Origin of the sequence: Nocardioides taihuensis (genome assembly GCF_042657275.1) — a bacterium.
GTDB classification, from domain to species: Bacteria; Actinomycetota; Actinomycetes; order Propionibacteriales; family Nocardioidaceae; genus Nocardioides; species Nocardioides taihuensis.
The window spans coordinates 138,640-153,352 of sequence record NZ_JBHSKD010000018.1; the positions used below are offsets into that span (position 1 = coordinate 138,640).

At 73.3% G+C, this 14,713-nt stretch carries 15 protein-coding genes; 11 read left to right on the forward strand and 4 right to left on the reverse strand.

What is annotated here, in order from left to right; all coding sequences use genetic code 11:
- Positions 1-23 precede the first annotated feature (23 nt).
- The 6 genes from ACFPGP_RS14575 to ACFPGP_RS14600 all read left to right on the forward strand — a co-directional run bounded on the left by ACFPGP_RS14575 (position 24) and on the right by ACFPGP_RS14600 (position 5,274).
- Positions 24-1,292 carry an HNH endonuclease signature motif containing protein gene (locus ACFPGP_RS14575; RefSeq protein ID WP_378591342.1) on the forward strand — a complete coding sequence of 423 codons (1,269 nt, stop codon included), beginning with the start codon at positions 24-26 and terminating at the stop codon, positions 1,290-1,292.
- Between the two features lie 297 nt (positions 1,293-1,589).
- Positions 1,590-2,141 carry a gluconokinase gene (locus ACFPGP_RS14580; RefSeq protein WP_378591344.1) on the forward strand — a complete coding sequence of 184 codons (552 nt, stop codon included), beginning with the start codon at positions 1,590-1,592 and terminating at the stop codon, positions 2,139-2,141.
- Between the two features lie 150 nt (positions 2,142-2,291).
- Entirely contained in the window at positions 2,292-3,254 is a 963-nt protein-coding gene (locus tag ACFPGP_RS14585) for a DUF1707 domain-containing protein (RefSeq protein WP_378591346.1), read from the forward strand.
- A 55-nt stretch (positions 3,255-3,309) separates the two neighbouring features.
- Entirely contained in the window at positions 3,310-3,777 is a 468-nt protein-coding gene (locus tag ACFPGP_RS14590; protein WP_378591348.1) for a TspO/MBR family protein, read from the forward strand.
- Positions 3,778-3,901: 124 nt separating this feature from the next.
- Positions 3,902-4,447, forward strand: coding sequence for a DUF6318 family protein (locus tag ACFPGP_RS14595; protein WP_378591350.1), 546 nt, complete (start codon positions 3,902-3,904; stop codon positions 4,445-4,447).
- A 179-nt stretch (positions 4,448-4,626) separates the two neighbouring features.
- Positions 4,627-5,274, forward strand: coding sequence for a hypothetical protein (locus tag ACFPGP_RS14600; protein ID WP_378591352.1), 648 nt, complete (start codon positions 4,627-4,629; stop codon positions 5,272-5,274).
- Here ACFPGP_RS14600 and ACFPGP_RS14605 read toward each other — a convergent pair.
- The gene (locus ACFPGP_RS14605) at positions 5,264-5,944 is read right to left on the reverse strand and encodes a hypothetical protein (RefSeq protein WP_378591354.1); all 681 of its coding nucleotides are present in this window, start codon (positions 5,942-5,944) and stop codon (positions 5,264-5,266) included. The two genes, ACFPGP_RS14600 and ACFPGP_RS14605, sit on opposite strands and share 11 nt — an antisense overlap.
- Positions 5,941-7,134: a glycogen synthase gene (glgA, locus tag ACFPGP_RS14610; RefSeq protein ID WP_378591356.1), complete on the reverse strand. Its 1,194-nt coding sequence runs from the start codon at positions 7,132-7,134 to the stop codon at positions 5,941-5,943. Before glgA ends, ACFPGP_RS14605 begins: the two co-directional genes overlap by 4 nt.
- Before the next feature lie 66 nt (positions 7,135-7,200).
- Here glgA and glgC point away from each other — a divergent pair, with 66 nt between their 5' ends.
- A complete protein-coding gene (gene glgC, locus ACFPGP_RS14615) occupies positions 7,201-8,466 on the forward strand; it encodes a glucose-1-phosphate adenylyltransferase (protein ID WP_378591358.1) in 1,266 nt (421 codons plus the stop codon).
- Between the two features lie 36 nt (positions 8,467-8,502).
- Positions 8,503-9,021, forward strand: coding sequence for a hypothetical protein (locus ACFPGP_RS14620; RefSeq protein ID WP_378591360.1), 519 nt, complete (start codon positions 8,503-8,505; stop codon positions 9,019-9,021).
- Positions 9,022-9,046: 25 nt separating this feature from the next.
- On the opposite strand, the gene ACFPGP_RS14625 is transcribed toward ACFPGP_RS14620, so the two are convergent.
- A complete protein-coding gene (locus ACFPGP_RS14625) occupies positions 9,047-10,633 on the reverse strand; it encodes a CocE/NonD family hydrolase (protein WP_378591362.1) in 1,587 nt (528 codons plus the stop codon).
- Positions 10,634-10,709: 76 nt separating this feature from the next.
- Between ACFPGP_RS14625 and ACFPGP_RS14630 the strand changes: the two genes are divergently transcribed.
- Positions 10,710-11,990: a site-specific DNA-methyltransferase gene (locus ACFPGP_RS14630; RefSeq protein ID WP_378591364.1), complete on the forward strand. Its 1,281-nt coding sequence runs from the start codon at positions 10,710-10,712 to the stop codon at positions 11,988-11,990.
- On the opposite strand, the gene ACFPGP_RS14635 is transcribed toward ACFPGP_RS14630, so the two are convergent.
- Positions 11,889-12,824, reverse strand: coding sequence for a LysR family transcriptional regulator (locus ACFPGP_RS14635; RefSeq protein ID WP_378591365.1), 936 nt, complete (start codon positions 12,822-12,824; stop codon positions 11,889-11,891). The two genes, ACFPGP_RS14630 and ACFPGP_RS14635, sit on opposite strands and share 102 nt — an antisense overlap.
- A gap of 83 nt (positions 12,825-12,907) precedes the next feature.
- On the opposite strand from ACFPGP_RS14635, the gene ACFPGP_RS14640 reads away from it, so the two are divergent.
- Complete coding sequence (locus ACFPGP_RS14640; RefSeq protein ID WP_378591367.1) at positions 12,908-13,846, forward strand: EamA family transporter; 939 nt, start codon at positions 12,908-12,910, stop codon at positions 13,844-13,846.
- Between the two features lie 11 nt (positions 13,847-13,857).
- A complete protein-coding gene (locus ACFPGP_RS14645; RefSeq protein ID WP_378591368.1) occupies positions 13,858-14,712 on the forward strand; it encodes an oxidoreductase in 855 nt (284 codons plus the stop codon).
- The last annotated feature ends 1 nt before the right edge of the window (position 14,713 follow it).

A 14,713-nucleotide genomic window follows, 5' to 3' on the forward strand; every position in this document is an offset into this window, starting at 1 on the left:
GCGGCCGCGCCGAGCGTGGAGGCATGACCGAAGCCACCTCCTCGCTGCCGCACCCGCTGCTGCAGTGCGCCAGCGCGCTCGAGGCGGCCGTCGACCGGGCGGCCGTGAGCGACCCGGCGTACCTCTCGACCGACGAGAAGGCCGACCTGCTCGTGCGGTTGACGCGGCTGGGCGGGCGGATCGAGGGGCTGCGGCTCGGCACGCTGGCGGTGTCGGGCGACGTCGCGGAGCAGGCCGGCGCACGGTCGGCCGGCGCCTGGCTGGCCGGCGAGACGCACGCCGACACCTCCGCCGGGCGACGGTGGCAGCGGCTGGCCGACGGTCTCGACCGGCACCCGCTCGTCGGGGAGGCGCTGCGCGACGGCCGGCTCGACGTCGCCCACGCCGAGGCGGTGCTGAGCTCGCTCGACGACCTGCCGGCCGACCTCGACCCCGAGGTCCGGGAGGCGGCGGCGCGCCGCCTGGTCGCGGACGCGGTGGTGTTCGAGCCGCGGCGGCTGCGCGTGCTGGGCCGACGGATCCTGGAGCTGGTCGCCCCCGGCGTGGCCGACGACCACGAACGACGCCTCCTCGAGCGACAGGAGCGGCGGGCGCGCCGGCGGATGCGGATCACGGTCCACGACCTCGGCGACGGCCTGAGCCGGGCGGTCGTCGACCTCCCGACCTCGGTGATGGACCGCTGGATGGCGCAGCTGCAGGCCCTCTCATCGCCGCGCCGCGAGAGCAGCGACGGCTCGCCGGATGCCGGGGGCCGGCGCGACCCGGCGACCGGTGAACGCCTTTCGTACCCACGGAGACTGGCGCACGCTTTCTGCGCGATGCTCGAGGCGCGGCCCGGTGCCGCGTTGCCGCAGCACGGCGGGGACGCGACGACGCTGATGGTCATGCTCGACCTGGACACCCTGGTCGCGGGGCTCGGTGTCGCCGAGCTCTCCTCGGGGTCGTCGATCTCGGCGGGCGAGGCGCGCCGACTCGCCTGCAACGCGGCGCTGGTGCCCGTGGTGCTCGGCGGCGACTCGCAACCGCTCGACCTCGGGCGGTCGCGGCGGCTGTACAGCCCCCCGCAGCGCAAGGCGATGGCCGTGCGTGATCGCCACTGCCGAGCGCTCGGGTGCGACGTGCCTGCTGCGTGGTGCGAGGCCCACCACCTCCACCCGTGGTCGCGGGGAGGACTCACCGACCTGGCCGACGGCGTGCTGTTCTGCAGCTTCCACCACCACTGCGCCCACGACCCGGCGTACGACCTTGTCCGCCGCGCGGACGGCGACATCGAGTTCCACCGGCGGACGTGAGGTGTGCGGACCCCGCCGTCGGTGGAGATCAGGGGGTCGGCCGGTTCACCGGTCCCTCGGCGCCTGCCCACCGGCGGACGCGCTTCTCGGCCGCGGCTCCGTCCCACTCACGGTCGCGGTCGGCGAGGGGATGGTCCTGGAACGCGGTGACGGCCATCGTGTGCTCGCCCCTGTGAGGGGTCTGTCGGGTCCGGGGGCCCGGCAGCAGCTCGGGTACGCGGGCCCGGCTCGCGGGGCCCGGCTCGGGCTCGGCGGGGTAGCGTGACGTGTCGAGGCACGGTCTGGGGAAGGGTCGGTGTGGGCGAGCTCGTCGTCGTCATGGGCGTCAGCGGGTCGGGGAAGTCGACGGTCGGCGCCGCCCTGGCACAGCGGCTTCGGGTGCCGTACGCCGATGCCGACGACCTGCACTCCCCGGGCAACGTCGCCAAGATGGCGGCCGGTGAGCCGCTCGACGACGACGACCGCTACCCCTGGCTCGAGGAGGTCGGGCACTGGCTGGGGGACCACCCCGACGGCGGGGTGATGAGCTGCTCGGCGCTCAAGCGCCGCTACCGCGACCAGCTGCGGCGACACGTGCCGGGTGACCAGCTCGGGTTCGTCCACCTCGAGGCGTCGCCCGAGGTCATCCGGCGTCGCCAGGCCTCGCGGCCGGGGCACTTCATGCCCGGTTCGCTGCTCGACTCGCAGCTCTCGACCCTCGAGCCGCTCGGTCCCGGCGAGCGCGGGTTCGCGGTCGACGTCGCGCAGGGCGTCGACGCCTGCGTCGAGGCGTGTGTGCGCGGCCTGGCCGCGCTCGCCGACACTCCGTCCGGCGCACCCGCCTCCGACCACGGCGGGGAGAACCGATGACTCGCCTGGTGCTCTGAGCCCGACCCTTGGACCTGACGCCGACCCTTGGCACCTCTCCGGGCACTACTCGCGGGTCGCCGTGCTCCGGGCGCCGTTTCATTGCGGCCGAATCCCGGCCACGGGGAGGGTCGTGGCGCTAGCGTGCCTTCCGTGAGCACGCCCGACCGACGGGCTCGGGACAAGGACCGCGACGCCGCCATCGAGGTCGTCGAGGCCGCCTGGGCCGACGGCCAGATCGTCCAGGTCGACCGTGACAAGCGGGTCGAGGAGCTGCTCCGCGCGCAGACGCTGCAGGAGATCGACCTGCTGGTGCGCGACCTGCAGCCACCGGCGAGCCAGGCGACTTCCGCGACCCCGGTCGCCTCACACTCCGTGACCTCGCCCAATACCTCGGACGCCTCGGCGCCTGCGGGCGGCGGGTTCCAGGTGCGGTACGGCAGTTCCGCGGACACGCCGGACCTCGAGGAGGTCGTCGCCGCCGCTGCCTCGATGAAGACGGTGAGGACGTCCCCGAGGATGATCGGGCTGGTTGTGGGTCTCGTTGTCGTCGGCGTCGTGGCAGCTGTCATCGCGGGCGTCGTCGCCCTCGTCGGCAACGTGCGTGGAGCCGTGGACACGGCGACCGATTCCGCGTCGGCCATGGCCTCGACGACCCCGCTGCCCGGAGAGTCGCCCGAGGTCGGCGTCAACCTGTTCACCGCCGACGGCTACGACGAGCTGCTCACCGACCTCGGCCGCGACGTCGGGTCGACGGAGTCGTTCGAGGTGGTGCTCTACCCGACGTACGCCGTCGTCTACGTCCCCGTGGACGCCACGAGCGGGCGCAGCGCTCTCTACTACTGGAACGGCACCCTCGACGACCTCGACTCGAGGACCACGTCGACCGAGGAACGTTTCGACCTGCGTGACGTGGACATCGACGTCGTCACCGAGCTGGTGAGCCGGGTGCGCGGCAAGGTCGAGGACCCCACCTCGTGGTACGCCATCGTCCACGCACCCGGCTCCCAGGAGGGCGCGGCGATCTGGGCCTACGCCTCCAACGACTACCAGGAGACCGCGTACGTCGGCGCCACGCCGCAGGGCCGGATCGTCTACGACTCGACGAAGCAGTGAGCCGCTGAGTCGGCCCCGCCACGCCGCGGCTTGACCGCCGGGGCAGGCTCGGAGCATGCGCCCTTACCTGGTCACCGGTCTGATGACCGCCGCGGCAGCTGCCGCCGGCGGCGCGGGCACCACGCCCGACTCCGCGTGGTACCGCTCGCTCGACAAGCCGTCGTGGCAACCGCCGCCGGCCGCCTTCCCGCTGGTGTGGACGCCGCTGTACGGGCTGATCGCCTACGGCACCGGGCGACTCGTGGCGTCCGACCCCGAGCACCGCGCCGGACTGCTCGCCCTCACCGGCGCCGACCTCGCTGCGAATGCAGGCTGGTGCTGGGCCTTCTTCCGCGGCGAGTCGACGACCAACGGGCTGCGGGCCATCGCGGTCCTGAACGCGCTCAACGTCGGCCTGCTCGGCGCGGCCGCGCGCCGCGACCGGCGTGCAGCCGCGGCGATCGCGCCGTACGTCGCGTGGACCGGGTTCGCGACCGCCCTCAACGCCGCGATCTGGCGACGCAACCGGCCCGCCACGCGCTGACAGGTCGGCTCCGGGTCGCGTTGTCCACAGGTCGCGCCTGACCCTCTGGCGCGGCCGGGCGGGCTTTGCCTACGGTTCGCGTGGTCGGGGTTTCTCCCGGCTACGTCTCGGGAAGAAGGCCGACATGGTGCTGCGTGCGTGCCTCGGGGCAGGTGCCCTCGCGCTACTGCTGGCGACGAGCGGCTGCTCCGACGACCCGCAACCCCGCGTCGAACCGACCGCGGACTCGCCCGCCCCCTCGCCGTCCGAGACCACCTCGGCCGAGCCAGCGGCGTGGGAGGTCAAGTCGAAGGCTGGGGCGGTTGCCTTTGCGCAGCATTGGATCGATCTCTTCAACAGCATGCTCGACTCCGGCGATCCCGAGGCGTTTCTCAAGGCGAGCCACTCCAAGTGCGGCATCTGCCAAGACTTCGCTGAACGGATCGAGGGAATCCATTCAAGTGGTGGGTTCTATGAGGGTGATGACTGGCGGGTCCTGCAGGTAGCGCAGCCGAAGCTCTGGCGGTCGAACGCGATTGTCCCGATGACAATTCGTGAGGGAGCGGAGCGCTATCGGGAGTCACCCTCGGATGAGGTCGTCCGCCATAGAGCCATGACAGCTACTTGGTCAGTGCAGTTGACCCGTGAGAGAGATGCGTGGTTGGTAACCGACTTCCGGGTCGTCGAATGACTCGACTTGTGTTTGCCTTGACTGTGGCTGCGTGCTGCCTCGGTGTTCCCGCATGGGGGGCAGGAGAAGCCCACTGCGATGCAGCAGTGTCTTCCTCTTCTTCGGTCTGGCATGCGATGTCGGTCTGTTCCCAACACGCGTCGACGGAGACACAGGACGAGCAAGTTCAAGCTGCCAGCGTGACCTACAGCTTCGAACCCATGTGTGTTCGAGGCGAGGGGGGCTCCAAGGACGGGTTCTACGGCTGCGGAGACCAGGCGCGCTGCGGCAACCGTGGCCATCTCTACTACGTACTGGCCATCTACCCAGACGGAACTTCTGCGCCATCGGGTGAAGTCTGCCTCGAGCCCTCCGAAGCACCCGGCGTCGTCCCGCTGACGCAGGGCGACGTCCTCCGGGCGTTCCGGCGGATCCCCGTGCCGGCCTCGGAGGTGGTGGTGCAGCCGCCGGGCGGGGAGACGCTGGTCAACCTCGACACGGTGTTCTCCACCCGCGCCGACCGGTTCACCCGGACCGTGGGCCTGCTGGGCCGCCAGGTCGAGCTGGAGATCTGGCCGACCTCGTTCCGGTGGGTGAACGGGGACGGTTCGGCGCAGACCACCGACTGGCCGGGGGAACCATGGGTGCACGGCGCGGAGGTGAGCGACCTGATCACCCACCGCTACCGGCACGCGGACAAGACCCTCGTGGCGCGGGTCGACACGACCTGGACGGCGCGTTACCGCGTCAACGGTGGGGAGTGGCGCGACGTCGGTGGCACGGTGACGATCACGGGCGAGCCCTACGACCTCGCGGTGCGCTCCGCGTCGCCGGCCCTCACCGGCTGAGGTCGAAGAGGTACCGCGAGGTCGGGACGAGGTCGAGGTCGCGGTCCGCGCCGATCGTGGCCACGCTCTCCATCAGCCGGGCCATCCGGCGGGTGAGCTCGGCGTCGTCGCCACCGCTGCCGTAGAAGGCGTGGGTGTCGGTGACCGCCTCGACCGGGAACAGCTCCTCCACGACCGCGTCGACCACCGGGGCGGTCGCGGAGAGCGGGCGGAGCACGACGTTCTGCAGGTAGCCGAACGTCGCCTGGGTGTCGATCGCGACCTGCGTGTGGGGGCCGAGCCAGCGACGCAGCCACTCGTCGCGGTCGAGGGAGTCGGGCCGCCGGAGCACGGCCACGTTGGCCAGTGCAGCCGCACGCGAGCCGTCCCACGACTCCGGCGGGTCGAGCGGGCGGCGTTCGTCGACGAGGTAGGTCCACGGAGCTCCCAGAGTGTCGAGGACGCCGACGACCGCGGGCACCGCCTCGGGGTCCGCCCACGCCGACAGCACCGCCGTCAGCTCGACGGGGAGGTGCTGGAGCCGCAGCACCCCGGCCACGGCTTCGTCCGCGACGTTGACCTGCAGCCGCACCACGCCTGCCTCCGCCAGCGCGTCGTGCACGGACGCGTCCAGCCAGCGGGCCGGCGCCTCGTCCGCGACCAGCGCCACCACCTTGGCGGGCGCGGTCACCCCTCGAGCACCGCGCGGTAGACCTCCACCGTCTTCTCCGCGATCGCCGGCCAGCCGAACGACGCCACTGCCCGCTCGCGGCCCGCGCGGCCCATCGCGTCGGCGCGGGCCGGGTCGGCGACGACCTCGTTGAGGGCCGCGGCGAAGTCGGCGACGTACTGCTCGGGGTCGAGCGGCGTCCCCGTCCCGTCGGTGGCCTGCTCGATCGGCACCAGCAGCCCGGTCTCGCCCGGCACCACGACCTCCGGGATCCCACCGGTCGCGGTCGCCACGACGGCGGTCTGGCAGGCCATCGCCTCGAGGTTCACGATGCCGAGGGGTTCGTAGACCGACGGGCACGCGAACGCCGTCGCGGCGGTCAGCAGGGCGACCACGTCGGCGCGGGGCAGCATCTCGCGGATCCAGACGACGCCGGTCCGCGAGGCCGCGAGGTCGGCGGCGAGCTGCTCGACCTCGGCCTCGATCTCAGGAGTGTCGGGGGCGCCCGCGCACAGCACGACCTGCACCTCCGGCGGCAGCGCCGCACACGAGCGCAGGAACAGCGGGAGCCCCTTCTGCCGCGTGATCCGGCCGACGAACACGACCGAAGGACGGTCGGGGTCGACTCCCAGCGCGCGCACGCGGTCGGGGTCGACGACCGGCGACCAGGTGTCGGGGTCGATGCCGTTGTGGACGACGTGCACGCGGGCGGGGTCGATCTCGGGGTAGGAGCGCAGCACGTCGTCGCGCATCGCGCCCGAGACCGCGATCACCGCCGACGCGGCGAGGTACGACGTCCGCTCGACCCACGAGGAGAGCCGGTAGCCGCCGCCGAGCTGCTCGGCCTTCCACGGCCGCATCGGCTCGAGCGAGTGCGCGCTGACCACGTGCGGCACGCCGTAGAGCACCGAGGCGACGTGGCCGGCGAAGTTCGCGTACCAGGTGTGCGAGTGCACCACGTCCGCGCCGTCGCAGCCCGCGGCGATCGCCAGGTCGACGCCCAGGGTGCGCAGCGCGGCGTTCGCGCCGGCCAGCTCCGCCGGCTCGGCGTACGACGCGGTGAGCGGCTCGTCCCGCGGCGCACCGAACGCGTGCACCCGGGCCTCGAGGTCGCCGCGGGCCCGGAGCGCCCGGACGAGCTCGGCGACGTGCACGCCGGCGCCTCCGTAGATCTCGGGTGGGTACTCCTTGCTCAGCACGTCGATTCGCACCCTCTGAACCTAGCCGCGTGGGACGTGCTCTCGACAGGCCCGACCACCGGATGGAAGCCTGCACCCATGAGCCGCAGCCCGCGTCGCAACGTGCTCGCCATCGTCCTGGCCGGAGGGGAGGGCAAGCGGCTGATGCCGTTGACGGCCGACCGGGCCAAGCCGGCGGTGCCGTTCGCCGGGATCTACCGGCTGATCGACTTCGCACTGTCCAACGTCGTCAACTCCGGCTACCTCAAGGTCGTCGTGCTGACGCAGTACAAGTCCCACAGCCTCGACCGCCACGTGACCCAGACCTGGCGGATGTCGACGATGCTGGGCAACTACGTGGCCCCGGTGCCGGCGCAGCAGCGGCTCGGGAAGCGCTGGTACCTCGGCAGCGCCGACGCGATCTTCCAGTCGCTCAACCTGCTCAGGGACGAGCGGCCCGACTACGTCGTGGTCGTCGGCGCCGACCACGTCTACCGCATGGACTTCTCGCAGATGGTCGAGCAGCACGTCGAGTCCGGGGCCGGCTGCACCGTCGCCGCGATCCGCCAGCCGATCGGGCTCGCCGACCAGTTCGGCGTCATCGACGTCCGCCCCGAGGACCCCCGCCGCATCCGCGACTTCCTCGAGAAGCCGACCGACCCCGTCGGCCTGCCCGACAGCCCGCACGAGGTGCTGGCCTCGATGGGCAACTACGTCTTCGACGCCGACGCCCTGGTCGACGCGGTCACCCGCGACGCGACCACCGACGGCTCGCGGCACGACATGGGCGGCGACATCGTCCCCGCGTTCGTCCGGCGCGACGACGCGGCCGTCTACGACTACCAGGACAACGACGTCCCCGGCTCGAGCGACCGCGACCGCGGCTACTGGCGCGACGTCGGGACCCTCGGCTCCTACTACGCAGCCCACATGGACGTGGTCTCCCCGCTGCCGATCTTCAACCTCTACAACTTCGCCTGGCCGATCTTCACCTCCTACGGCCCGCAGCCCCCCGCGAAGCTGGTCCAGGGCGAGGGTGGCAAGACCGCGGAGGTCGGCGACGCCGTGCTGTCGCCCGGGGTGGTCGTCAGCGGCGGCAAGGTGCACCGCTCGGTCCTCTCGCCGGCGGTGTACGTCGAGGACGACGCCGAGGTCAGCGACTCGGTGCTGCTCAACGGGGTCCGGGTCGGGGCCGGAGCGGTCGTGCGCAACGCGATCATCGACAAGGAGGTCGTGGTGCCGGCCGGCGCCCGGATCGGGGTCGACATCGAGGAGGACCTCGCCCGCGGCTTCGTCGTCGAGGACGGCCTGACCGTGCTCGGCAAGCAGCAGATCGTCCCCGACCTGCACCACCTCCCGGCCTGACGGAACCACCACCGGGCGGCTACCGTCCGAACCACCATGCGCCCCCTTCTCGGACTCCTGCTCGCCGCAGCCCTCCTGCTCTCCGGCTGCGGCGGTGGCGACGGCACGGCCGGCGAGCCCACCTCGGCCGCCACCTCTGCCCCCTCCCCGACGGCACCGTCGTCGAGCACCGAGGCGCCGCCCGAGGGCGGCACCGACGCGGGGGCCACGCTGCTCGCGCTGATCTCGCAGAGCAACGTCGGCGGTGAGGTGTCCACGAGGGCCGTGCCGCTCGACTCCGCGGACGCCGTGGCGGAGTTCAGCGCCCAGTTCGAGGGGAGCCAGATGAGCGAGTCGCTGCAGCAGGCGCTGAGCGTGGCCACGGTTCCCGACGGCCAGCAGCTGATGGGCGCGGTGATCGCGGTCGGCTGCACGACGCCCGGGAACGCCACCGTGACCCGCGCCGACGACGGGTCGATCGTGGTGACCGCCCAGGGCGGCGGGAAGTCGACGCAGGAGTGCCTGGTCCCGGTCACCACCGTCGCCCTGGTCGCGGTGCCGCAGGCCGACGCCTGACGCCGGTCCGGGTCCGGGGTCGCGGTCAGCGGCGTCCGACGACCGGCAGGTGGACGACCGTGTCGTCGAGCACCACCGCGCCCGGCGTCCGGCTCGCCATGCCCACGAACGTGTCGCTCACCGGGCTGGCCAGCAGGTAGAGCGTCTGGCCTGCGGGCACGTCGACCGCCACGGACGGCAGCGCGACCCGGCGCCGCTCGCCCGCCACGGGCTGGACCGCCCGCAGCGGAAGCACGTTGTCCTGCACCAGGTGGGCGTCGGCGGGGCTGGTGCCGACGGCGAGGCCGTAGAAGGCGCGATTCTCGACGCCGAGCGCGGTCAGGGTGCCCGTGAGGTACGGCGTGCCCGCGACCCGGATCGGCCCCTCGGCCACGGCGTAGGGGACCGGGGCACCCGCAGCCTCGGTGGTCGCGACCGTGCCGATGTCGATGGCGGTGTCGGCCCGCACGGACCCGACGGTCGTGCAGGTGCTCGCGGGCGTGGCGAGGTGGTAGGCGCCGTAGCCCCGCAGGCCGGCGTCGCGCCCGCGCAGCTGCTCGTCGAAGAACCGGATCGTCAGGTCCGTGAAGTCACCGCCCGCGAGCTCCGCGCTGCACGGGTCGGAGGTCACGTCGACGCCCTGCGGCAGCACCGCGGGCAGCACGTGGCCGCCGTTGTAGGCGACGAAGATGCTGTGCCGACGTGCCGCGGGGGTCAGCGCGTGCTGCCAGTTCGCGAGCCCCTGCTGGAGCGGGAACAGCGAGTCGGTCGTGCCCTGGCCCAGCAGCACCGGGATGTCGAGGCGCCGGCCGTGCTCGACGTGCCACTTCGGGCCGTTCTTCCGGAAGAACGCGACGAGGTCCTCCGTGCCGGGTACGGAGCCGTCGGGCAGGGTGCCCGTGGCCGCGCCCTCGACCAGGCCCTGGTACACCGACTCCGGCAGCGCCTGGCTCGGCAGCGCGGCGGCGCTCAGCGCCAGCGCCCACGCGGTGCGCACCACGTCCTGCGGGGCCAGCGACTGCCGCAGGTCGTACCAGGTGATCTCCGGCGCGAGCACGTCGAGCACAGGGCTGCCGCGGGTGCGCAGGCTCTCGAAGGCGGCCAGGAACTGGTACCCGCCCCCGTAGCTCCCGCCGATCGCCCCCATGACGGGATCGCCGGGGCCGTCCTGCTGCACCCACGGCAGCCGGCTGATGAGCGCGACCAGGGCGCGGACGTCGTGGCCCTCGTACGCCGGGTTCTCGACGTGGGCCTTGCCTCCGCTCTCCCCGAAGCCGCGCTGGTCGAAGGAAAGGACGCCGTAGCCGGCGTCGAGCCACCGCGCGAACGCCGCGGGGTCCGTCGTCCGCGACCCGCCCCACCCGTGGCCGTGGACCACGATCGGCACCCGGTGGGTCCGGTCGGCGCCGGCCGGGCGGAACACCGTGAAGCAGATCGCCACCGGCTCGGTGGAGCCCGGCTCGGGCACGCTGTCGATGCACCCGTCGGTCACCGCCACCCCGCCGGCGACCGTCGCCGCGGCGGCGGTCGGGGCGGGCGTGTCGGTGGCGGTGACCGGCGCCGCGGCCGCAGGCGCCGCCAGCCCGGTCGAGGTGAGGAGCGCCCCGAGGGCGAGCACGAACCGCGACGTCATGCCTGCACAACCGACGCACCCCGGGAAGGTCACGCGGTTGCGGGGCGCGAACCTCGGGCGCGGCTAGGGTCGCGGCGTGGAGCGGGCCCAGAACACCTTCGTCGAGGGCGACAACCTCGAGGTGCTGCACGCCCTGCCGCCGGGCTCGGTCGACCTGGTCTACATCGACCCGCCCTACAACACCGGCAACGACTTCGCCTACCGCGACGACTTCCGCGACGGGGCCGGGCAGGGCAGCCAGGCCACCCGCCACGTCGCCTGGGTGGCGATGATGCGGCCCCGGCTCGAGGCCGCGCGGGCGGTGATGGCCGACGGTGCCGCGATCTTCGTCAGCATCGACGACCACGAGGTCGCCCACCTGCGGCTGCTGATGGACGAGGTGTTCGGCGAGGCCAACCTCCTCGCCCAGGTGGTGGTGAACCTCAACCCCAAGGGCCGCCAGCTGGGCCGGGGCTTCGCGACCAGCCACGAGTACCTGCTCGTCTACGCCCGCGACGCGGTCCGCTGCGTGCTCGACGCCAGCACCCACGAGACCGTCGACCCGGGCGACTTCCCGCTCGTGGCCGACGACGGTCGCCGCTACCGGCACCTGCCGCTGCGCAACACCAACAAGAAGTTCAACCCCACGACGGCGCGCACCCTGCACTTCGCGGTCTGGGGCGATCCTGCGACTGGCCGGGTCTCGACCACGCCGTTCCCGGGTGCCCAGGAGATCGAGCCGGTCTTCGGCGACGGGTCCCCGGCCGTGTGGCGCTGGAGCCGGCCCCGCATCGACGAGCGCCCCGACGACCTCGTCTGCCGGGTGGTCCGGGGGACGACGGGGGAGCGGGTCGACGTCTTCCAGCGCGACTGGCTGCACCGCGACACCCCCGGTGGTCGCCGCAAGAAGCTGCGCACCATCTGGCTCGCCGAGGAGGTCGGCTCCACCGACACCGCGGTCGCCGAGCTCAAGGCGCTGGTCGGGCACGTCTTCGAGTCTCCGAAGCCCACCGGGCTGCTGCGGCGGGTGCTGGGCACGATGCCCGACGACGCCCGGGTGCTCGACTTCTTCGCCGGCAGCGGTACGACGGGCCACGCGGTCGCCCTCGCCAACGCCGAGGACGGCGGCAGGCGCCACTGCCTGAGCGTCAACAGCGCCGAGCCGACGCGCGAGGGTTCCAACGCCCGCGCGGCCGGGTTGCTCACGGTCGCCGACATCACCCGGGCCCGGCTGCGCGCGGTCGCCGCGAGCGTCGGCGGCGGGTTCGAGGAGGCCTCAGTCGTCGCGGGCCGGCTCGTGCCGCTCGACCTGGTCGGCGAGGGTGTCGGCGAGGGTGTCGGTGACGGGGTGGGCGAGCCGGTCGAGCAGCAGCCGTAGCGGCGGCCACGCATCGCGCCCGCGCCGCGCCACGGCGTACGCCCGCAGTCGCGTGCCCTGCCCGGCGACCTCGCGGACGCGCACGCCGGCGAAGTCCCGCCCCAGGGGCAGCAGCGCCGACCCCGCGCCGCCGGCGACGAGCTCGGCGACGAGGTCGAGGCTGTCGATGCGGTGCTCGACGCGCGGCGTGAAGCCGGCCAGCGAGGCCAGGGTCCGCAGCGCCTCCTCGTCGGCGGTGTGGCGCGAGTTCACGATCCAGGTCGAGTCGGCGAGCGTGGCGAGGTCGATCGGGCCGTCGCCCTGCCCGTCGACGCGCACCGCGACCCCCCACGGTGCCGACCACAGCGGGCGTACGACGAGGTCGAGCGTCGGCGCCAGCGGCGAGAGGTCGTAGTCGTAGACCAGCGCCAGGTCGAGGTCGTCGTGCGCGAGGAGGTCGAAGGCCTCGAGCGGCTCGTACTCGTGCAGCAGCACGCGGACGGCCGGGTGCGTGCTCGCGAGCTCCTGCACCACCGGCAGCAGCGAGCGCACCATCGCGGTGGCGAAGCCGCCGACCCTCACCGTGCCCGCGGGGTCCGCGCCCGGGTCGAGGTCGAGCCGCGCCGCGTCGACGGCGGCGAGGATCGTCACCGCGTGGTCGGCGAGCCGGCGCCCCGCGGGCGTCAGCCGGACCCGGCGACCGTCGGGCTCGAGCAGGGGCGTGCCGACCTCGCGGGCCAGCGCCGCGAGCTGGGCGGAGACCGCCGAGGTGCTCAGCCCCAGCTCGGCGGCGACCTCGTGCATCGACCCGAGCCGGGACAGCTCGAGCAGCAGGCGGAGACGCCGGACGTCCATGGCGATACTGTCCACGATCTGCGGACGGTGTGTCCATGTTTCTGACGTGGACGCGGACGGTCGCCCGGGTCTCTACTGGAGTCATGACCGCGCTCACCACCCCGGACGCTCCGGCGACCACGACCCCGCACCGGTTCTCCGGACCGCGCACGGGTGCGTCGATGGCGCTGGTCTCCATGCTCTCCGTCCAGCTCGGGATCGCCGTCGCGGTCGGGCTGATCGACGACGTCGGCGCGGTCGGCGCGGCGTGGCTGCGCCTGGCCTGGGCCGGCGTCCTGCTGCTGGTGCTGGTCCGCCCCCGGCCCTCGCAGTTCACCCGCAGCTCGTTCGGGGCGGCCGTGGCGCTCGGCGTCGCGACCGCCGCGGTGACGCTGCTGTTCATGGGCGCCGTCGCCCGGCTCCCGATGGGCACCGCGAGCGCGCTGGAGTTCCTCGGGCCGCTCGGCGTGGCCGTGGTGCGCGGGCACGGCGCGGGGCGCCGGTGGGCGTTCGTCGCCGCGGTCGGGGTGCTGCTGCTGACCGAGCCGTGGAGCGGGGGCGCCGACCCGGTCGGCGTGGCCTTCGCCCTCGGCGCGGCCGCCTGCTGGGCGGCGTACATCCTGCTCACCCAGCGCGTCGGCGACGAGGTCGCCGGCCTCGCCGGGCTGGCGGTCTCGATGCCCGTCGCCGGTCTCGTGGCGACCGTCGTCCTGCCGGTCGTCGAGGGTCCCTCGGTCGTCGACCGGATCACCCCCGAGCTGCTGCTGGTCGGCCTGGGGCTGGCGATCCTGCTGCCGGTGGTGCCCTTCACCCTCGAGCTGCTGGCGCTGCGGCGGCTGACCACCGCGGCGTTCGGCACGCTGATGAGCCTGGAGCCGGCGTTCGCGCTGCTGATCGGCCTTGTGGTGCTCGGGCAGGTGCCGGACACGCTGGCCGTCGTCGGCATCGGGTTCGTGGTGGCGGCGGGCGTCGGGGCGGAGCGCACCGGCGCGCGGACCCTCCCCGAGGAGGACCTGCCGTTCGCCCGTCCCCAGACGGGCTAGACCATGGGGGCATGAGCTCTCCGCGCACGTCGCCCCCCTCGTCCGCACCCACTGCCCTCGTCACCGGCGCCTCCAGCGGCATCGGCGAGGAGACCGCCCGGCGGCTGCGGGCCGCCGGCTTCGAGGTGTACGCCGCCGCGCGCCGGGTCGAGCGGATGGCGGGTCTCGAGGCCGACGGCATCCACGTCCACCGCATGGACGTCACCGACGAGGAGTCGATGAGCGCCGGCGTGCAGCGGATCCTCGACGAGCAGGGGCGGATCGACGTCCTGGTCAACAACGCCGGCTACGGCTCGTACGGCGCTGTCGAGGACGTGCCGATCGACGAGGCGCGGCGGCAGTTCGAGGTGAACCTCTTCGGCCTGGCCCGGCTGGTGCAGCTGGTCCTGCCGACGATGCGCGAGCAGCGCTCGGGGCGGATCGTGAACATCTCCTCGATCGGGGCGGTCTACTACGAGCCGTTCGGCGCCTGGTACCACGCGACCAAGTTCGCGCTCGACGGCTTCAGCGACAGCCTGCGGGTCGAGCTGGCGCCGTTCGGCGTGCAGGTGGTGCTCGTGCACCCGGCCGGGGTGGTCACCGAGTGGAACACGATCGCGCGCGAGAGCCTGGTCGAGCGCAGCGCCGGCGGGGTGTACGCCGCGTCCGCGAGGAACGCCGCGCGGGTGATGGCGAGCGTCGACAACCCGCGGGCGTCCAGCGGCCCCGACGTGGTCGCGAAGAAGATCGTCAAGGCGGCGACGGCCCGCCGTCCGCACTCGCGCTACGCGGTCGGCAAGGGCGCGAGGACGATCATGACCTCACGTCGGGTGCTGCCCGACCGCGCGATGGACGCCGTGCTCTCCCGGATGTACCTGCGCGACTGAG